The sequence below is a fragment of the Yoonia maritima genome (genome assembly GCF_002933395.1).
Classification (GTDB): domain Bacteria; phylum Pseudomonadota; class Alphaproteobacteria; order Rhodobacterales; family Rhodobacteraceae; genus Yoonia; species Yoonia maritima_A.
This window is the reverse complement of sequence record NZ_PKFN01000008.1, coordinates 541,022-560,076: the sequence shown is the minus strand read 5'-3', so window position 1 is coordinate 560,076 and position 19,055 is coordinate 541,022. Positions and strand designations below refer to the sequence as shown.

At 54.0% G+C, this 19,055-nt stretch carries 16 protein-coding genes; 8 read left to right on the top strand and 8 right to left on the bottom strand.

What is annotated here, in order from left to right; genetic code table 11:
* From xsc to CYQ09_RS09250, 3 genes are all read right to left on the bottom strand, one after another.
* Entirely contained in the window at window positions 1–1,773 is a 1,773-nt protein-coding gene (xsc, locus tag CYQ09_RS09260) for a sulfoacetaldehyde acetyltransferase (RefSeq protein ID WP_106745476.1), read from the bottom strand.
* Window positions 1,774–1,912: 139 nt separating this feature from the next.
* Window positions 1,913–3,373 (bottom strand): PLP-dependent aminotransferase family protein, encoded by a 1,461-nt coding sequence (locus CYQ09_RS09255; protein ID WP_106745105.1) that lies wholly within the window; start codon window positions 3,371–3,373, stop codon window positions 1,913–1,915.
* Window positions 3,374–3,457: 84 nt separating this feature from the next.
* A complete protein-coding gene (locus tag CYQ09_RS09250) occupies window positions 3,458–4,840 on the bottom strand; it encodes an aspartate aminotransferase family protein (protein ID WP_106745104.1) in 1,383 nt (460 codons plus the stop codon).
* Window positions 4,841–5,319: 479 nt separating this feature from the next.
* Here CYQ09_RS09250 and CYQ09_RS09245 point away from each other — a divergent pair, with 479 nt between their 5' ends.
* From CYQ09_RS09245 to CYQ09_RS09215, 7 genes are all read left to right on the top strand, one after another.
* Complete coding sequence (locus CYQ09_RS09245) at window positions 5,320–6,327, top strand: ABC transporter substrate-binding protein (protein WP_106745103.1); 1,008 nt, start codon at window positions 5,320–5,322, stop codon at window positions 6,325–6,327.
* Window positions 6,328–6,441: 114 nt separating this feature from the next.
* Window positions 6,442–7,245, top strand: coding sequence for a taurine ABC transporter ATP-binding protein (locus CYQ09_RS09240; RefSeq protein ID WP_106745102.1), 804 nt, complete (start codon window positions 6,442–6,444; stop codon window positions 7,243–7,245).
* Window positions 7,245–8,579: an ABC transporter permease subunit gene (locus tag CYQ09_RS09235; protein ID WP_204353920.1), complete on the top strand. Its 1,335-nt coding sequence runs from the start codon at window positions 7,245–7,247 to the stop codon at window positions 8,577–8,579. Before CYQ09_RS09240 ends, CYQ09_RS09235 begins: the two co-directional genes overlap by 1 nt.
* Window positions 8,580–8,694: 115 nt before the next feature.
* Window positions 8,695–9,993, top strand: coding sequence for a histidinol dehydrogenase (gene hisD / locus CYQ09_RS09230; protein WP_106745101.1), 1,299 nt, complete (start codon window positions 8,695–8,697; stop codon window positions 9,991–9,993).
* A 55-nt stretch (window positions 9,994–10,048) separates the two neighbouring features.
* Window positions 10,049–12,472, top strand: a complete 2,424-nt coding sequence (locus tag CYQ09_RS09225) for a heavy metal translocating P-type ATPase (protein ID WP_106745100.1) — start codon at window positions 10,049–10,051, stop codon at window positions 12,470–12,472.
* 1 nt (window position 12,473) lies between these two features.
* A complete protein-coding gene (cueR, locus tag CYQ09_RS09220; protein WP_106356411.1) occupies window positions 12,474–12,860 on the top strand; it encodes a Cu(I)-responsive transcriptional regulator in 387 nt (128 codons plus the stop codon).
* Between the two features lie 74 nt (window positions 12,861–12,934).
* Entirely contained in the window at window positions 12,935–13,555 is a 621-nt protein-coding gene (locus tag CYQ09_RS09215; protein WP_106745099.1) for an NYN domain-containing protein, read from the top strand.
* A 53-nt stretch (window positions 13,556–13,608) separates the two neighbouring features.
* Here the strand turns inward: CYQ09_RS09215 and CYQ09_RS09210 are convergent, their stop codons facing one another.
* From CYQ09_RS09210 to uvrB, 3 genes are read right to left on the bottom strand one after another with little or no spacing between them, the layout of a single operon-like run.
* Window positions 13,609–14,076, bottom strand: a complete 468-nt coding sequence (locus tag CYQ09_RS09210; protein ID WP_106745098.1) for a HugZ family protein — start codon at window positions 14,074–14,076, stop codon at window positions 13,609–13,611.
* Between the two features lie 48 nt (window positions 14,077–14,124).
* Window positions 14,125–14,604 (bottom strand): hypothetical protein, encoded by a 480-nt coding sequence (locus tag CYQ09_RS09205; RefSeq protein WP_106745097.1) that lies wholly within the window; start codon window positions 14,602–14,604, stop codon window positions 14,125–14,127.
* A gap of 48 nt (window positions 14,605–14,652) precedes the next feature.
* Window positions 14,653–16,854, bottom strand: coding sequence for an excinuclease ABC subunit UvrB (gene uvrB, locus CYQ09_RS09200; protein WP_106745096.1), 2,202 nt, complete (start codon window positions 16,852–16,854; stop codon window positions 14,653–14,655).
* Window positions 16,855–16,987: 133 nt separating this feature from the next.
* Between uvrB and CYQ09_RS09195 the strand changes: the two genes are divergently transcribed.
* On the top strand, window positions 16,988–17,299 hold the full coding sequence (locus tag CYQ09_RS09195) for an ETC complex I subunit (RefSeq protein ID WP_106745474.1): 312 nt from the start codon (window positions 16,988–16,990) through the stop codon (window positions 17,297–17,299).
* Between the two features lie 1,112 nt (window positions 17,300–18,411).
* Here the strand turns inward: CYQ09_RS09195 and CYQ09_RS09185 are convergent.
* Window positions 18,412–18,654 (bottom strand): hypothetical protein, encoded by a 243-nt coding sequence (locus CYQ09_RS09185; RefSeq protein WP_106745094.1) that lies wholly within the window; start codon window positions 18,652–18,654, stop codon window positions 18,412–18,414.
* Window positions 18,655–18,807: 153 nt separating this feature from the next.
* A complete protein-coding gene (locus CYQ09_RS18635) occupies window positions 18,808–19,017 on the bottom strand; it encodes an aldo/keto reductase (RefSeq protein WP_430383341.1) in 210 nt (69 codons plus the stop codon).
* Window positions 19,018–19,055: the final 38 nt, after the last annotated feature.

The following is a 19,055-nucleotide window of genomic DNA, read 5'->3' as shown; positions in this document are numbered from 1 at the left end:
TTACTCGGCTGCCATGTCATCAGAAGATACGCCCGCAACGCGCACAGGTTTCTTCATTGCATCACGACGGAACGGCTCACCGAGTTCTTGGTTCAGGATGACTTCAATCAACGTGGTTTCGTTGTTTTCCATCTGATCCTTGATCGCTTGATTAAGAACAGTGGTTAGTTCGTCCATTGTTTTCGCTTGAACGCCCTTCAACCCGCAGGCCTGCGCGATGCCAGCGTAGCTGACTTTCATGTCCAATTCGGTGCCAACAAAGTTATCATCAAACCAAAGGGTCGAATTCCGCTTTTCAGCACCCCATTGGTAGTTGCGGAAAACGATTTGCGTGATGGCTGGCCATTCGTCGCGGCCAATCGCGGTCAGTTCATTTACCGAAATACCAAATGCACCGTCACCGGCGAACCCAATCACAGGAACATCCGGCTGGCCAATCTTTGCGCCAACGATGGACGGCAGGCCATAACCACATGGGCCGAACAGGCCGGGGGCCAGATATTTGCGCCCCGTCGGAAACGAAGGATAGGCATTGCCGATTGCACAGTTGTTGCCGATGTCAGAGCTGATGATCGCGTTTTCAGGCATCGCAGATTGGATCGCACGCCACGCCATGCGCGGGCTCATCCAATCGGGGCGGGCCGCACGGGCACGTTCGTTCCAAGTGGTGCCCGGATCGTCTTCTTCGTGGTCAAGGCTGGTCAGTTCTTGTGCCCAAGCAGATTTCAGGTTCCCGATCAGCGCTTTCCGATCATCGCGGCCTGCATCGCCTGCGTCATCCGAAAGCTGTTCCAATATACCCGCCGCGGCCTTTGCAGCGTCCGCCACAATGCCGACAGTGACCTTTTTGGTCAGGCCAATACGGTCTGGGTTGATGTCGACTTGGATCACCTTGGCGTCTTGGGGCCAGTAGTCGATGCCATAGCCCGGCAGGGTGGAAAATGGGTTCAAACGTGTGCCTAGTGCCAGCACAACATCTGCCTTGCTGATTAGCTCCATCCCGGCCTTTGATCCGTTATAACCCAATGGACCAGCGAACAGTGGGTGGGCGCCGGGGAATGCGTCGTTGTGTTGGTATCCAACGCAAACAGGGGCATCTAGGCGTTCGGCCACTGCTTTGGATGCTGCAATGCCACCTTCGGCCAGAACCACACCAGCCCCGTTTAGGATCACCGGGAACTTGGCGTTTGATAGCAACTCGGCAGCCTTCGTAATCGCGGTCTCGCCGCCAGCGGGGCGTTCGAAATCAACGATCATCGGTAGTTCGATATCGATTACTTGGGTCCAAAAATCGCGCGGAACGTTGATTTGCGCGGGCGCACTGGCGCGTTTGGCTTTCATGATAACGCGGTTCAACACTTCGGCAACGCGGGATGGGTCGCGCACCTCTTCTTGATAGGCGACCATGTCTTCGAACAGTTTCATCTGCTCGACCTCTTGGAAACCACCCTGACCGATTGTCTTGTTCGCGGCTTGTGGCGTGACCAATAACAGCGGTGTGTGGTTCCAATATGCTGTCTTCACGGCGGTCACAAAGTTAGTGATACCCGGGCCGTTTTGCGCGATCATCATCGACATTTCACCGGTGGCACGGGTGTAACCGTCTGCCATCATGCCTGCGGACCCTTCGTGCGCACAGTCCCAGAAGCTGATTCCTGCCTTCGGAAAGATATCCGAGATCGGCATCATCGCGGATCCGATGATCCCGAAAGCATGCTTAATCCCGTGCATTTGCAGGGTTTTAACGAATGCTTCTTCGGTGGTCATTTTCATGAGGAAAGGTCCTTTGGGTTTGATCAGACGCGCGACGCGGCGTGTCCGATATGGTGTTGTCACATTAGAAACGGGGCCGGCTTTTCAATAGGGCCAATTGCGTTGGGTTCTTATGGCCAATTCAGGCGGATTATCGGGCTTAATGCTCTGCGAGCGCCCGCGCAATCAATCGCACGCCCGGGGCAATTTTCGCTGATGGGATCGAAGAATAGGCAAGACGAAAATATTCGGTCGGTGGGGTTTCCGATGCAAAGAAAGGTGCGCCCGGTTCCATCAATACGCGATCCTCGCGTAGCCGGGCAGATAGTTGCGCGGTGTCTGTGCCATCTGGTGCACGTAACCATACCGCTGATCCGCCATAGGTTCCGTGCCCAGCAACGTTTAGGCCATATTCCTTTAGAGCTGCATCCATGACCTGACGTCGCGCATGGTAGGCCTTGCTCATGCGCCGGATCAGTGCGTCGTAGTGCCCAAGCGACAGGTAATAGCTAACGGTACGCTGAATATGCCCGGGCGGATGCCGTAATATTGTCGCTCTCAATGCGCGGGCCTCGCGGATGAAGGGTGCAGGTCCGACAAGATACCCCAATCGTAACCCCGGAAATAACGATTTTGAGAACGATCCAACGTAGATCACCCGCCCATTTTGATCGAGCGATTTGAGCGATGGTGAAGGCGGCTTTAGAAAGGACATTTCGAATTCATAGTCATCTTCAACGATTAGAAAATCGTTATCTTCGGCCTTGCGCAACAGAGCCTTGCGGCGGTCAACTGACATTGTCGATGTTGTTGGGCATTGGTGGCTGGGGGTCGCAAAAACGACATCCGTATCAACAGGAAGCGCATCGGGCGGAAGCCCATCCCCATCCACTGGTACGGGCGTGTATTGGCAACGTGATTGGTCCAGAATATTACGAAGTGCTGGATAGCAGGGGTCTTCGATTGCAGCCATCCGCCGGCTATTCAGTAGTACCTGCGCCGAAAGCCAGAGCGCGTTTTGTGCGCCCATCGTGACAAGGATTTCGTCTTCGTCCGCTAGGATCCCACGCCGCGGTAACGTTTGGCGCGCGATGAATTCGATTAATTGCGGATCGTCACCATCGTAATAATCAGCGGTCATCGCACTAAAGTCGCGCATCCCAAGCGCCCGCAGCGCGCAAAGTCGCCAGTTGGCGGTATCAAACAAGGTTTTGTCGGCTTGGCCGTAAATGAAGGGGTATTTATAACTGGCCCAATCTGCGGGCTTGTCCATATACAGGCCCGGTGCAAACCGTTGGCCGATCGCGCGGCTCCAATCGACTGTGCCAGATTGGGCGCGTTTAGCGGGAAAAGCTGGCGGTTCGGGCGCGTTTTCGGATACGAAAAACCCGGATCGTCCACGCGATGTTAGATAGTCGTCGGCGACCAATTCCGTATAGGCAAGCGTGACTGTAATCCGGCTAACCCCCAAATGGGCGGCCATTTTCCGCGACGAAGGAAGCCGTTCGCCCGCCCGAAACCGCCCAGCAAGGATGCCTTGCGCAACCATCTGCTGCACGCGCGCCTGCAACGTGCCGACGGCAGATGGATCAAGAAAGAAAGTATCGACAGCGATTGACATAAATTGGCCCTAAGTTGCGTCAATTTTGGACTTAACTGTAGGCCAAGGCAAGCGCCAATGCGGCGCCTGCAAAGTTCGGCGGTGTTAGCCAAGCACGCGTTTGATCGCGTTCCCAACCGCCTCGGTGACTTGGTTCATGTCGTCTTTGGTCGCTACCAAAGATGGGGCAAACAAAATTGTGTTGTTATAGCCCGGTACTGATCTGTTTGTGCCTCCGACAATCACGCCTTGGTTCATGCAGTCGGCAACGATAGCCGCGATGTATTTTTCATCAACGGGTTCTTTGGTGTCACGGTCTGTGACCAGTTCGGCACCTGCGAACAGTCCCATACCGCGAATGTCGCCAATCCATTTATGTTCCTCCATCAGCCCCGCAAGGTTACTCATCAGATGTTCGCCCATAGCGGTTGAGTTCGAAAGTAAGTCTTCTTCGACAAGAATATTCATGTTTTCGATCGCAGCAGCAGGACCGCCTGTGCAGCCGCCAAAGGTCGAAATATCACGGAAGTAGCTCAGTTTATCAGTGTCGTCTTTGAACTGCTCAAAGACTGCATTCGTTGTGACACAGCATGAAATTGCGGCATATCCAGACGCAACGCCTTTGGCCATCGTGACAATATCTGGCTTGATCCCAAATTGCTGATAACCGAACCACGTCCCCGTACGCCCCATGCCACAGACAACTTCGTCAATGTGCAAAAGGATATCGTATTTTTCGCAAATCTCTTGGACGCGTTCCCAGTAGCCTTTGGGCGGAACAATAATACCACCACCTGCGGTAATGGGTTCTAGGCAAAGCGCACCAATAGTGTCCGGACCTTCACGTAGGATCACGTCTTCGATCGCTTGGGCGGCGGCGTGGCCGTATGCTTCTCCGGTCAGGCCATTTTCAGCGCGGTATTCAAGGCAATGCGGTACGCGCACGAATCCGGGCGCAAATGGGCCGTACTGTGCATTGCGTTCGTCTTGGCCGCCCGCAGACAGCGCACCTAGCGTTGTGCCGTGATAGTCCCGGTCGCGATACAGAATTTTGTATTTCTTGCCGCCATGATGCTTGTGGCTGATCTGGCGAACCATTTTAAAGGCTTTCTCGTTCGCTTCAGAGCCAGAGTTAGCATAGTAAACACGATCAAGACCGGGCATCTTGTCAATTAGCATCTCTGCAAATTGTGCGCCGGGGATGGTGCCCGCAGTGCCGCCGAAGAAGCACATCTTGGTGACGGCTTCAGCGATGGCAGAACCGATACGTTCGCGACCGTAACCAACGTTGACGGTCCAAACACCACCGGACACGGCATCCAGATGCTCTTTGCCTTTGATATCCCAAACGCGCAGGCCTTTGCCTTCGACTATGATGCGCGGGTCAGTGGTTTCGTAGGTCTTATGTTGGCTTAGGTGATGCCAGATGTGCGCGCGATCTGCCTCGATCACATGGTCGGGATCATTAAAGAAATTGGTGGTGTCCATGTAGGAGGCTCCATCTATGTAACGAAAAACGGGCAGCGCGAATCTAATTCGTGGCTGCCGCTGTCCTTTGCACTTTGCCTACAGAATTTGCAATGTCAGTAGGGCCAGTTTCCGCAGATGCATATAGCCAAAAACCGAACATGACCTTGTTCTGTGATGTGGTGATTGATGGTAGCGCGTTGAATAAAATGAATAAAATTTCATGGGTTGTGTCTGAACGGTGTAATCCTTTGAAAATAAGCGCTGTTTGTTATGATTGACGCAGCAGGTCGAATTTCTTTGGCTTTGGTTAACTTGTCGTAGTCTGCTCCTGAAGTGGCCCGACAGGTGTGTGTGTAAAAACCTGCGGGTACACATGTCGCTGATCGGTCTTGGGACTATGAACCTAAGGTGAAACATGGTCAGTTCAGAATTATCGAGGCAGGTAAACCTGCCCACCTCATGGTCTTATTTGCTAAGGCCCAACACGGGAGACGAAAATGAAACTCAAGACAGTATTAATGGGTGCCGCTGCTGGCGTCGCGATCATGACGGGCGCGACCACTGCAACTGCGGAAGCCCACGGAGAAATTACCGTTGGCTACTTCCTCGAATGGCCGATGCCGTTTCAATACGCCAAAGTGAATGGCACTTATGACGAAGCGCTGGGTATGAAGGTAAATTGGGTTAGCTTTGATGCGGGCACAGCAATGTCGGCGGCGATGGCATCAGGTGACGTACAGATTTCAGTAAGCCAAGGTGTGCCGCCTTTCGTGGTTGCTGCATCTGCTGGGCAAGACCTGCAAATTTTGGACGTAGCTGTATCTTATGCCGAAAACGATAACTGCGTCGTGGCGTCCGGGCTTGAGATTGACAAAGACAGCGCTGACGAGCTGACAGGCAAGAAAGTAGCTGTGCCGTTGGGGACGGCTGCGCACTATGGCTTCTTGCGCCAGATGGAACACTTCGGCGTCGATCTTGCCTCGCTTGATATCGTCGATATGGCGCCACCGGATGGCGCCGCCGCAATCGCACAGGGTTCAGTGGATATGGCTTGTGGCTGGGGCGGTTCGCTGCGCCGCATGAAGGAATATGGGAACGTCCTGTTGACTGGCGCTGAGAAAGAAGAACTGGGTATTCTGGTGTTTGACGTGACTTCCGCACCCGCCAGCTTTGTCGCTGAGAACCCAGAACTGGTCGCTAAATTTCTTGCTGTCACTGCCGAAGCAAACGCTGCGTGGAACGACGGTTCTGGTGTTGAGGCAATGCTGCCCGTGATCGCCAATGACGCCGGTATGGACGAAGACGCGACAGCTGAAACGATGGCAACATTTGTGTTTCCATCGGTCGACGAACAATTGTCTGACGCTTGGCTGGGTGCAGCGGCACCAGCGTTCATGAAGGGTGTTGCTGATGTATTTGTGGAATCCGGATCAATTGACAGCGCGCTAGATAGCTATGCTGGCAATGTGAACACTGGTCCACTGGCGACACTAAACGACATCTAAATCCTTTGATCCCGGCGCGGACCAGTTGTCTGCGCCGGGGCAAGAATTTTCTAGAAAATTCTGATGCATGCTGTGGCGTGCAAATAATTTTCTAGAAAATTATTGGAGCGGGATATGTCAGGACTTCAGATAGACAAACTCTCAATGCGGTTTGATCTGCCGAATGGGTCATCGGTGCAGGCGTTAAAGGACGTATCGATTGATCTCAAGGCGGGCGAATTGTTGTCTGTGCTTGGACCTTCGGGCTGTGGGAAAACAACCCTACTGAATATCGTTGCAGGGTTTCTTGCACCGACTGAGGGGAAGATCGTCTTAAACGGCAAGACAGTCACCGGGCCGGGCGCAGAGCGAGGCATGGTCTTTCAACAAGGCGCGCTGTTTGAATGGATGAGCGTGCGCGAAAACGTTGGCTTTGGCCCGTCGATGAAGGGCATGGCAAAAGCCGAAAAGGCGCAGATCGTCGATCATCTTTTGGATGTTGTCGGGCTGCAGGATTTCAAGGAGAAGGCCGTTTACGAGTTGTCCGGCGGGATGCAGCAGCGCGTGGCACTTGCCCGCTGTTTAGCCAATGAGCCTGACGTGATCTTGATGGATGAACCGCTCGGTGCGCTTGACGCGTTGACCCGTGAAAAAATGCAGGGCCTTGTTCTGAAGCTGTGGAAAGAGACCGGCAAGACGATCATCTTGATTACCCATTCCGTCGAAGAAGCGTTGTTGCTGGGCGAGCGTCTAATCGTGATGGCCCCGCGTCCGGGTCGTATCCACCGAGAATACAACCTGCCGTTTGCAGAAATGGGCGTGAACCAAGACTTAAGACAGGTCAAAAAAGATCCACGGTTCAATGAAACCCGCGAAGAAATCCTTGCGATGATTTGGGACATGGAAGAAGAAATCATGGGCCGGACGGAGAACGCGTAATGGAGCTGCTTTCAAATCTTGGCGCAGAACTCTGGGCCGTTCTAACGACGCTATTTAAGGCGGCACCATACATTATCGGCTATGTCGTTCTGATCTTGGCGATGATGGTCATTTGGAGTGGTATCAAACGGCTTTTGACTCCGAAACACGACTATCGCTCTCTCAAAACAGTGACCTTTGGCGACGAAAGCGCAGTGACGTCAAACACTGTCGCTTCGGTCGTGTCAGTGGTGTTGATCTTTGTGCTTTGGGGCGCATTTACTGGGTCAAAGTTGTTGCCGGGGTTCATGCATGCGCCGGGCGCATTCACCGGAAATGGTTCGTTTACCTATACCATCACAACACCTGACGGGCAGACCGATGACGCGACGGTGTCTGTCATCGTTCACCCTGCAACGGTTGAAACCGAAGCGCCCGAAGTCAGTCCGGGCAGCGGCATCGCCAAAGATGATTCCATTGCAATTGCCAGCTATCGCAGCGCGTTGCTGCGGGTCGATCGCAACGATGAAATGGGGCGCGACGAAGACACGTTCATTACGGCTGTCAACGGCCAACCGATTGCCCCGGAAGGGTCGGTTCAGGTTGATTTTGGTACTGTCGCGATGTCTGCGAAGGGGACGCTGAATATCATCCCTGCGACTGGTGTCCAAATGGAACCCATTTGGCTGCCAGCGCCCGAAGCTGTCTGGAAGCGCATGACCGAAATCGCGACTGTTGGTTTTCGCAATTCCACGCTGATGGAACACTTGGGGTATTCCTTGTTTCGTGTCGTCGTTGGTTTCCTACTTGGTGCGATTGTCGGGATTCCTTTGGGCTATGCGATGGGACTGTCGAACTGGTTCCGTGGTTGGTTTGATCCTATTGTCGAATTCATGCGCCCGGTGCCGCCGCTTGCGTTGATCCCGCTGGTGATCATATGGGCGGGCATTGGCGAGGTCGGAAAAATCATCCTGCTGTTTCTAGCTGCACTGTGGATCATGGCGATTGCAGCCCGTTCCGGCGTGTCCGGGGTTCGGATATCCAAGGTGCATGCGGCGTATTCTCTGGGCGCTTCGAAATGGCAGATCATGCGTTATGTGATCATCCCGAATTCATTGCCTGAAATCTTTACCGGTGCGCGTGTCGCGATGGGCGTGTGTTGGGGGACTGTTGTTGCCGCCGAGTTGGTCGCCGCCGAAAAGGGCGCAGGCATGATGATTATGGTCGCGTCTAAATTTCAAAGCACGGACATTGTTCTGATGGGCATCATCTTGATCGGGATAATTGGCTTTAGCATCGACATGCTGATGCGCTGGATTGAGCGCGTCTTGGTACCATGGAAGGGCAAAGGTTAAGCCTTTCCGAAGAATGCTTTTGATGAAGTAAAACAAGAGAGTCAAAGGGCAGCTAACCCTTTGCCTTTTGGTATTTCTAGTCCCAAATCAAACCTGTCCCACAATAGGTTTTGAAATGGTTGAATACCTCAAGCGCGCGGTTCGAACCGCCCAAACAGACCATGCGGACGTGGCACCTGCCGTACAGGCATTGCTTGCTGAAATTGCGCATGGTGGTGAAGCTGCCGCAATCGCCTTGGCGCAGCGGTTTGATCACTGGCAGGGAGAGACAATCGTCTCGCGAACCGCGCTTGATTACGCGATAGATCAGGTTTCAGAGCAAACCAAGGCGGATATTCAATTTGCCCACGCCAATATTCTGCGATTTGCTCAGGCGCAGCGCGACACGATCGTCGATACCGAGGTCGAAATTCTGCCGGGTTTGTTCGCTGGCCAGCGTCAAATCCCTGTCGGTGCCGCTGGGTGTTACGTACCGGGTGGTCGCTACGCGCATATTGCCAGCGCCATGATGACAATCACGACGGCAAAGGCTGCAGGGGTTAAACACATTACCGCGTGTTCTCCGCCGTCCGGCCCTGACGGTATTCCGCCCGCGATCCTGTATGCGATGGATTTGTGTGGGGCTGATACCATCTTGAACATGGGCGGCGTGCAGGCTGTTGTAGCTATGGCAAAGGGGCTGTTCGGATTGCCGCGCGTGGATATTCTTGTCGGGCCGGGTAACCAATATGTGGCCGAGGCAAAACGTATTCTGTTCGGCGAAGTCGGTATTGATATGGTCGCAGGGCCAACCGATTCACTCGTGCTTGCTGATGCTGGTGCTGACCCGGACATTGTTGCAGCTGATCTTGTTGGACAGGCAGAGCATGGGCCGAATTCGCCTGTTTGGCTGGTGACTGATGACCGGGCGCTGGCTGACGATGTGATAGCACGTGTTCCGGCCCTGATCGCGTCCTTGCCTGATATGAACGCAGCCAATGCCGCCGCCGCATGGAGCGATTATGCCGAGGTGATCCTTTGTGCTGACCGTGAAGAGATGGCGCATACGTCTGATACTATCGCGCCTGAGCATCTGACTGTGCAATGCCATGATCTCGATTGGTGGCTTGATCGGCTCACGACCTATGGATCGCTGTTTTTAGGCGAAGAAACGACTGTCGCATTTGGTGACAAAGCAGCAGGACCAAACCATGTTCTGCCAACATCGGGTGCGGCGCGTTATACAGGTGGCCTATCTGTCGGTAAGTTCATGAAAACAGTGACTTGGCAGCGCGCAACCCGTGATGCAGCACGACCAGTCGCCGAAGCAACCGCCCGGATTTCACGTATCGAAGGCATGGAAGGACATGCCCGCACTGCCGACATTCGGCTAGCAAAGTATTTTCCGGACGAAGTTTTCAATCTAGGTTCTTGACCTTCCCGTGACTGGAACCCCTATGTAAAGGGTCTGATTAATCACGGGGCATGTCATGGGACATTCTGCAGAACTTAGATTTGGTGTCGACGGGATGAGCTGCGCAAGCTGCGTTAGCCGCGCGGAAAAGGCGATTTCGGCCGTATCTGGCGTGACACAAGCGCGCGTCAACTTGGCGAATGCATCGGCAACTGTGGATTTGAACGGTGCCGATGCTGGTCGCGCAATGGTAAGCGCTTTGCGGGCCGCTGGCTATCCTGCTTTGCCAAGCAAGCTTCGGTTTGAAATAATCGGCATGACATGTGCGTCATGTGTGGGCCGCGTAGAACGCGCTTTGTTGGAAACGCCCGGTGTCATCACGGCGTCGGTCAATTTGGCGAATGGCACCGCGACCGTCACGACGTTGACCGATGCCGCGACTTTGCAGCAGGCTGTCAGTCACGCTGGTTACGAGGCCAAGGTCCTTGAGGGTGCATCGCCTACTGACGACCGCCAAGGCAAAGAAGCAACAAAGGTTTTCCGCAACTTCCTGATCGCGGCGGCGTTAACTATTCCAGTGTTCGTTCTTGAAATGGGCGGGCATATGTTCCCAGCATTTCATCATTTCATCGCCCGAACAATTGGCACGCAAACGAGTTGGGCGATCCAATTCATCCTCGCGACTGTTGTTCTAATGGGACCGGGCCGTGTGTTCTTTGCCAAAGGAATTCCAGCGCTGCGGCGGTTCGCGCCGGATATGAATTCGCTTGTTGTAATGGGGGCGGGTGCGGCGTGGGTTTATTCCACCGTCGCACTTTTCGCCCCGGCGCTTTTGCCCGCAACGGCGCGGTCCGTCTATTTCGAAGCGGCCGCGGTGATTGTAACCTTGATCCTGCTTGGCCGTTGGTTAGAGGCACGCGCAAAGGGCCGGACGGGAAACGCCATTAAGCGGCTAATCAGCCTACGCCCCAGTAGCGCCCGCGTACTACGCGATGCAGAAGAGGTTGATGTACCCGTCGATAAAATCGTTCGCGATGACATCATTGTGTTGCGCCCCGGCGAACGTGTGGCGACTGACGGTGTGGTGCAAAGCGGTGCGTCGTTTGTGGACGAAAGCATGGTCACCGGTGAACCTATTCCAGTCGAGAAATCCAAAGGTGACACTGTGGTCGGCGGCACAGTGAATGGGAATGGCGCGCTTCAAATTCGGGCGACCGCTGTGGGGGCTGAAACCATGCTGTCGCAGATCATCGCGATGGTAGAAGATGCCCAAAGCGCACGGCTGCCAGTACAAGACCTCGTCAACAAAATTACACAGTGGTTCGTTCCGGGGATCATGGCCATTGCTGTGTTGACCGTTATCATTTGGTTGGCCTTTGGCCCTTCGCCTGTCTTGTCTTACGCATTGGTTGCAGGTGTGTCGGTTCTGATTATCGCCTGCCCTTGCGCTATGGGCTTAGCGACCCCAACGTCGATTATGGTGGGCACTGGCAGGGCGGCTGACCTTGGCGTTTTGTTCCGTCAGGGCGATGCGCTTCAGGCGCTGCAGGGCGTTGATATCGTTGCTTTTGATAAGACGGGGACGCTAACTGTCGGCAAGCCAGTGCTGACTGACATTGAGCCAGTAACAGGTGACAAAGCCGCGCTTTTACAGATTGTTGCCGCAGTTGAATCGCTTTCCGAGCATCCATTGGCCCAAGCAATTGTTGCCGGGGCATCCCGCCCGCTGCCTGCCGTGACTGACTTTGCGTCCATTCCGGGACACGGTCTGCGAGCGGTGGTTGAAGGCCGGGTTGTGCTGGTCGGTGCCGCCCGCCTGTTAACGCGCGAAGGCATCGATCCGTCACCACTTGAACAAGCAGCACAAGAGCTTGCTGGTGCTGGTAAGACCCCAATCATGGTCGCGATTGATGGTGCGCCTGCGGGTGTGATTGGCGTCGCGGACACCGTGCGGCCTTCGGCGAAAGCAACAGTTGCAGGGTTGAATACGCGGGGCATCCGCGTTGTGATGATCACTGGTGACGCAGAGCGGACAGCAAAAGCGATTGGTGCCGAATTGGAGGTCGCTGACGTTTTTGCTGAGGTCCTGCCCGAAGGTAAGGTCGACGTGATCCGCCAATTGCAAGCAAATGGCAGCAAGGTGGCCTTCGTCGGTGACGGTATCAATGATGCGCCTGCGCTTGCGACCGCCGAGGTCGGTATCGCGATTGGTACGGGAACGGATGTGGCCGTCGAAAGCGCGGATGTTGTACTCATGTCGGGCGACCCGGCTGGGGTACTGAACGGGATCGTCATTAGCCGGGCGACCATGGCCAATATCAAAGAAAACCTCGTTTGGGCGTTTGGTTATAACGTGCTGCTGGTTCCGGTCGCGGCTGGGGTGCTTTACCCCATTTGGGGTGTGCTTTTGTCGCCGGGGTTGGCGGCCGGGGCAATGGCGCTGTCGAGCGTGCTGGTCGTAACAAACGCGCTGCGCTTGCGCTGGGTGAAGGGAGCATAAGATGAATATCTCTGAGGTCGAAACCCGTACCGGGTTGCCTGCAAAGACCATCCGGTATTACGAAGAAATCGGGCTGGTGACACCGGCGCGCAGGCCGAATGGCTACCGTGATTTTCAGGACAGTGACGCGCATAAACTGGCGTTTTTAGGCAGGGCGCGGGCGCTTGGTTTCTCGATTGAGGATTGCCGTAACCTATTGGCATTATGGGAAGATCAGGCGCGGGCGAGCGGTGATGTTCGTCGTATTGCGAAACAGCATTTGGTGGAGATTGAGGATAAAATTGCTGGGTTGATTGCGATGCGGGATACGTTGTCGGAATTGGTTAAGGATTGCGCGGGCGATAACCGGCCTGATTGTCCGATCTTGAAGGGATTAGAAGGGTCATAAAAACGTCCCGATGTTGCCTTGTGGTTGTGGAAATTCTGCGTGATATCCACGCAGCACAAACATGAGAGCTAGGCATGCGCATACTTCGGGGGCTACTGATTTGCACGTTGATCGCATTGGTGGTCTGCGCTGTTTTGTTGCCCGAAGGCGGTGAAAAACCACGTGTGATTGATGCCTTAGGTAAGGCGATTTTTGGCGTTTTTGGCCTGCTTGCGCTTGGCTATGCCCTAAAGCTTCGCCGTTGGCTAAAGCGCGGCAAGCGACCAGCCGAAAAACCGCGCGAGCGTGCAGGAAAGCCAATAATTGTTGATGGTTCGAACGTCATGCACTGGGGCGGGGACCCGTCGATAATGGTGCTGAAACGTGTGATGGATGCGCTGCATAACCGTGGTTATGAACCCATCGTCTATTTCGATGCGAACGTTGGTTATAAGCTGGCTGATCAGCATTTGGGCGCGCGGGATATGGCGGTGCAATTGGGGTTGCCCAAGAGCGATGTAACGCTTGCGCCCAGTGGTACACCTGCTGATCCGATCCTATTGAAACACGCGGTTGACGACGGGCTACGCGTTGTGACGAACGACCGCTTTTTAGACTGGAAACAAGAATTCCCTAAAATCGGGGATAAAGGATTCTTGGTTAAGGGGCGCTGGCAAGAAGGCAGTGTTATCTTGCTGGGATTGGGCCGGGGATAGGGGCACCGCCCGTGCACATTGCGTACACACAGCGTATGTACAGGGGCCGCATGTTAGTTTTCGGCCAGATCGGCGCTGGTTAAACGGAACGCTTTGCCAAAACCGCCGTTCAGGTGGAAGGCGGTTGGCGTTAGCCGGAACATGATGAAATCGGGGAAATCATAGTACAGTTTTGCCTTTGGGATTTGGGCAAGCCATGCGGATTTATGCGCGGGTTTGTCGACCTGCGCGGCGGTGCATTGCACGGTTAGGCGCGGGTGGGTCAGCGGATCACCTTTGTCGCCGGGTTCACCGACCAGTACGGCGCATTTGGGTGCGGCCAGCAATGCGCTGGTGTGGGTCGACAGCCGCGAGACCAAGGTGAGGAAACCGTTCCCATCCCAGATCAAACCAACCCGCGTCACGTAGGGCGCGCCATCTGGGTCAACGACCGCCAAGGCCCCAAACCGCGTGGCGGTCAGGATGTCATTGGTGAGCGCAATGGATTCAGGCGTGGTGGGATTAATGGGGTCTTTGGTCATGATGGGGGTATCGTGTTGGAGGCCCTGCAATAACAACAGAGTGAAAACCTAATTTAGCTTTTGATCAGGAATGGAGGGAGAGTAAAGTTGGTTGATTTGCTGCTTGCCGCGCTCAAAAAGTCTAGACGACAATCGTACGGCTCGTTCAGCGACCTTGCAGGACAGTTCAGGTTCAATCATCGGCTGATCAGCCTGATGAAAACAGGCGCGATGAACGACATATAGGATATCATGGCAGTAAAGCATTGGCATGCGCGAATCTTCGGTAGCATCGATCGCGGCTATACGATCCGCTTCACTGTCTAACCATCTGATAAACATGAGCCTTCGCTCCATGGAAATATCTACCGGCGCAAAAATCATATCGTCTGGGACCGCGAGTTTTTGTGAGATGCCAGCAACTACTACCGGAAATATTAGCGCTACGCTGTCAAAACCGGACTGTTCGGCTTTTTCGTAGTTATTTATAACATCTTCCCAAATCATGATGCGTTTACGTTGGTTGCGTCGGTATATCCATTTCAGCATTACTTCTGCCTCAAACTATGTGTGTTGCTCTAGGGCGTCACAATATCATCAGCGGCTTCTACGTTTTACACCACCACGTTGACCGGGTTTACCCGCGGTACTACGCCCTGCTGCTTTTTGAGCATCGTTAACAGCCTTGTCCACTGCTTGTTGTCGTGTGAGCGGGTCGTCGCTGACCACGAGGTCGACGGTTTCGAGCCGTTTGACTTCGTCGCGCAGGCGGGCGGCTTCTTCGAATTCGAGGTTCTCGGCGGCTTTGCGCATGTCGTTGCGCAGGCCGTCCAGCACGGCCTCGAGGTTGCCGCCGTGCAGTGGTTTGTCGACTGTGGCGGTGACCCGGTTCATGTCCACGTCGCCTTTGTAGAGGCCCGCGAGGATGTCTTCGACGTTCTTTTTCACGGTGGTCGGCGTGATCCCGTGTTCGACGTTATAGGCCATTTGTTTGGCGCGGCGGCGTTCGGTTTCCTTCATCGCGCGGCCCATGGAGCCGGTGATTTTGTCGGCGTACATGATGACGCGCCCTTCGGCGTTACGCGCGGCGCGGCCGATGGTTTGCACGAGCGAGGTTTCGGAGCGCAGGAAGCCTTCTTTGTCGGCGTCGAGGATCGCGACCAACCCGCATTCGGGGATATCGAGCCCCTCTCGCAATAGGTTGATCCCGATCAGCACGTCGAACGCGCCAAGCCGCAGGTCACGCAGGATTTCGATCCGCTCAATCGTGTCGATGTCAGAGTGCATATAGCGAACCTTGATCCCCTGTTCATGCATGTATTCTGTCAGGTCTTCGGCCATGCGTTTGGTCAGGGTCGTGACCAGCGTGCGGTAGCCATCGGCCGAGACTTTGCGGACCTCGTCCAATAGGTCGTCCACCTGCATTTCAACGGGCCGGATTTCGATTTCAGGGTCGATCAGCCCGGTGGGTCGAATGATTTGTTCGGTGAACACGCCGCCGGTTTGTTCCATTTCCCACGCGGCAGGGGTGGCTGATACGAACACGGATTGCGGGCGCATCGCGTCCCATTCTTCGAACTTCAGCGGCCGGTTATCCATACAAGACGGCAGCCGGAACCCATGTTCGGCCAGCACGGATTTGCGTCTAAAGTCACCTTTGTACATCCCGCCGATCTGCGGCACGGACACGTGGGATTCATCGGCAAAGACGATGGCGTTATCGGGGATGAATTCGAACAGGGTGGGTGGTGGTTCGCCGGGTGCGCGGCCGGTTAGGTAGCGTGAATAGTTTTCGATGCCGTTGCAGACGCCTGTCGCCTCGAGCATCTCAAGGTCGAAGTTGGTGCGCTGTTCTAGGCGCTGTGCTTCGAGCAGTTTGCCGTTGGCGGCCATTTTATCAAGCTGCGTCCGCAGTTCTTTTTTGATGCCGATGATGGCTTGGTTCATTGTCGGTTTGGGCGTGACGTAGTGGCTGTTGGCGTAGACGCGGACCTTATCGAAGGTTCCAGTTTTGGACCCGGTCAGTGGGTCGAATTCGGTGATCGTCTCGAGTTCTTCGCCAAAGAACGACAGTTTCCATGCGCGATCATCCAAGTGGGCAGGCCAGACTTCAAGGCTATCGCCGCGCACCCGGAAGGTGCCGCGTTGGAAGGCCGCGTCGTTGCGTCGGTATTGCTGGGCGATCAGGTCAGCGATGATCTGGCGCTGGTCGTAAATTTGCCCGACGTGGATGTCTTGGGTCATCGCGCCGTAAGTTTCGACAGAGCCGATACCATAGATGCAAGACACCGATGCCACGATGATCACATCATCCCGTTCTAGTAGCGCGCGGGTGGCAGAGTGCCGCATCCGGTCGATCTGTTCGTTGATCTGGGATTCTTTTTCGATGAATGTGTCGGATCGTGCGACGTAGGCTTCGGGTTGGTAGTAGTCGTAATAGCTGACGAAATATTCGACCGCGTTGTCCGGAAAGAACCCTTTGAATTCGCCATATAGCTGGGCGGCCAACGTTTTGTTCGGCGCAAGGATAATCGCAGGACGTTGCGTTTCCTCGATCATCTTGGCCATGGTGAAGGTTTTACCTGTACCCGTCGCGCCCAATAGGACTTGGTCCCGTTCGCCTGACAAAATCCCCGCCGACAGTTCTTTGATCGCGGTGGGTTGGTCGCCTGCCGGTTCGAATTCCGTGTGCAGGACGAACTTTTTACCACCCTCCAGCTTTTCACGGTTTTTTACATCCGGTGCAGGGTTGGCCAAAAAGGCTTCTGGTTCTGACTTATCGGTCTGGGCGTAGGGCATGCGACGTTCCTTGGGTTAACCTATATGTGATCCCTTTTTGTTCCGCTGCAACCCTTCTTGTTGACATTACTTGTCAGTATGCTTGCGCTGAGCGCCTGTTTTGTCGATAACACGCCTAATTATGGAGACCATGATGCGCGCACGAATCTATAAACCCGCGAAAACAGCAATGTCGTCAGGCACAGCCAAAACACACCACTGGGTTTTGGAACATGTCGCAGAAACCGCCCGCGAGGTTGACCCTTTGATGGGTTGGACGTCCTCCGTTGATACGCAAGCCCAAGTGAAACTGACGTTTGACACCAAAAAGGCCGCGGTCGAGTATGCCGCCGAACACGGTATCGAGGCCGTTGTTCAAGAGCCGAAACCACGAAAACTCAACATCCGTGCGGGCGGCTACGGCGAAAATTTTGCGACGAACCGCCGCGGTGCGTGGACCCACTAGAACTGTAAATCGGGGCAAAGTTGTCTCGAAATCGGGGCAAGGATCCCGCGAAGTCAATGTGCAATCAAGATATAGGGCGCCCACTGGGCGCTCGAACTATTTGTTGATGTGACTGACAATATGTCAATTCACCCACGGAGCGATTGATTGAGCGCTAGTTCAGCGTTTTGTCCAAAGCGCTCTTCAGCCGCGACTCTAGCTCATCTTAGGGAAAACGGCGCGTGGTAGGTCGGGAGTGGGCCGCGACGGTTACTTAGGCCAAAAGTAACTGCAGTTGGAAAGCAGATTGGGGGTCAAGTTGTACCGGGCAATGTGGCCAGAAATCTCTCAAGACGAAAGCATGAGGGTGAGGGTCCTTGCCTCTTTCTGGATCTGACGAAAAGATGCTTGCAGCCGGCTGTAATGCGTTCGCGACACCTGAATGCCGATTCCCCAAAGCTCCGTGATGCATGACCTGAAGAACACCAGCCCGATTTAACCGACCACAGTAACGGCGGAGAAGGGCATTTAGCTCTGCCGATGTACTGAGATACCCATCTCCAGTGAATAGCTGTCCAAAATTGTCAAACGAAGTGTTCCATCTAACTGGGTGGGTCGAAGAATGGCCCTGAAGTTTCATACTTGTACCAACGGGACCCGAATACAAAAAGAGAGATATAATATTGCGTCGCCTTGATGTGCCGCCAAAATTCTTATCATAAATATATTTCAGTGCCCTTAACCCTCTCGCTCGTTTCGAGGGGGCTTTGATGAGCGCACGTACTATTCCTTGGACGCGTAGCCTGAGGTGAGAACTCGCATGCGGCGACATAAGCGCATCATTATAGGGTACAAACTCCCAGTAAGATGGGATTACAATTCTTCCATAATGTCGTAGATGTCGTACGCGTGTCATCACCGGATCAGATATATTTAGATTAATATCGACGTCCGACAATTCCTCAAGACCTTCGAATATTGGGCCCTGAATTGGCCCATCCGGTCTTGGGGCGTCGACTGATCCTGGGCTGATATCATCAGTCTCGGCGGCAAGTACAAAAACTATTTGTTCAATGTCGCCCCGTTCGGCCATGCATACTGCAGGGTTGAGGGAAAAATCGAACAGTTGGCTATCAGGGGAGATCCCCTGTTCCAGTATATGTTGACATGTAAGCTTCAGCTTCTTGCTTAGTCGCCGTTGGCACAATTTTTCCAAGTTCCCCTTTGGCGATGTTTGTGATCCTTGCCTGGTTGAAGTCACGCCCTGGTTTCGAGAAATAGGAATGGATCGCTTGCTGAGATAATTTGGGGAAAAACTTCAACATCGCTTTTATGATGCCAATTTCCCTATCGGTGAGTTTATTCTTCTTAACCACTAAAATGACCTTTTCTTAGGGTTGCTCGTTTAGAGGCCTGAAACTCGCAAGGACCAGTTAGATTATTCGTTTCAAACATGAATTAGTGGCGGTATTCTAAGTGTTTGAGCTATGTAAAACAAAACGTCCTTCCGGGGGCAAATATATCATGTTTCATTGACCAACAAAAAAATTCTTTGCGATCTCATCAATCATCAAAATTTCAGCTGCTTGGAATTCAAGATTCGCGGCGTCAAGTAAATCGACAAGGTGCTTCGTATTGCGCGGTCCAGGAATTGGCACTACGTTCGATCCCTGAGATCGAACCCAGCTCAGCGTGACAGCGATCGCTGAAACGCCATAACTTGACGAAATTTCTTGGATGCACCCATGAATTTTTTTGTGCCGATTGCTCGGGGTTT

Bases quoted from the DNA above. Each gene is read 5' to 3' on its own strand.
- CYQ09_RS09225 (WP_106745100.1), top strand. From the start codon at position 10,049: ATGGGACATTCTGCAGAACTTAGATTTGGTGTCGACGGGATGAGCTGC.
- hisD (WP_106745101.1), top strand. From the start codon at position 8,695: ATGGTTGAATACCTCAAGCGCGCGGTTCGAACCGCCCAAACAGACCAT.
- CYQ09_RS09215 (WP_106745099.1), top strand. From the start codon at position 12,935: ATGCGCATACTTCGGGGGCTACTGATTTGCACGTTGATCGCATTGGTG.
- CYQ09_RS09235 (WP_204353920.1), top strand. From the start codon at position 7,245: ATGGAGCTGCTTTCAAATCTTGGCGCAGAACTCTGGGCCGTTCTAACG.
- xsc (WP_106745476.1), bottom strand. From the start codon at position 1,773: ATGAAAATGACCACCGAAGAAGCATTCGTTAAAACCCTGCAAATGCAC.
- CYQ09_RS09250 (WP_106745104.1), bottom strand. From the start codon at position 4,840: ATGGACACCACCAATTTCTTTAATGATCCCGACCATGTGATCGAGGCA.
- cueR (WP_106356411.1), top strand. From the start codon at position 12,474: ATGAATATCTCTGAGGTCGAAACCCGTACCGGGTTGCCTGCAAAGACC.
- CYQ09_RS09255 (WP_106745105.1), bottom strand. From the start codon at position 3,373: ATGTCAATCGCTGTCGATACTTTCTTTCTTGATCCATCTGCCGTCGGC.
- CYQ09_RS09195 (WP_106745474.1), top strand. From the start codon at position 16,988: ATGCGCGCACGAATCTATAAACCCGCGAAAACAGCAATGTCGTCAGGC.
- CYQ09_RS09205 (WP_106745097.1), bottom strand. From the start codon at position 14,604: ATGCTGAAATGGATATACCGACGCAACCAACGTAAACGCATCATGATT.
- CYQ09_RS09245 (WP_106745103.1), top strand. From the start codon at position 5,320: ATGAAACTCAAGACAGTATTAATGGGTGCCGCTGCTGGCGTCGCGATC.
- uvrB (WP_106745096.1), bottom strand. From the start codon at position 16,854: ATGCCCTACGCCCAGACCGATAAGTCAGAACCAGAAGCCTTTTTGGCC.
- CYQ09_RS09240 (WP_106745102.1), top strand. From the start codon at position 6,442: ATGTCAGGACTTCAGATAGACAAACTCTCAATGCGGTTTGATCTGCCG.
- CYQ09_RS09210 (WP_106745098.1), bottom strand. From the start codon at position 14,076: ATGACCAAAGACCCCATTAATCCCACCACGCCTGAATCCATTGCGCTC.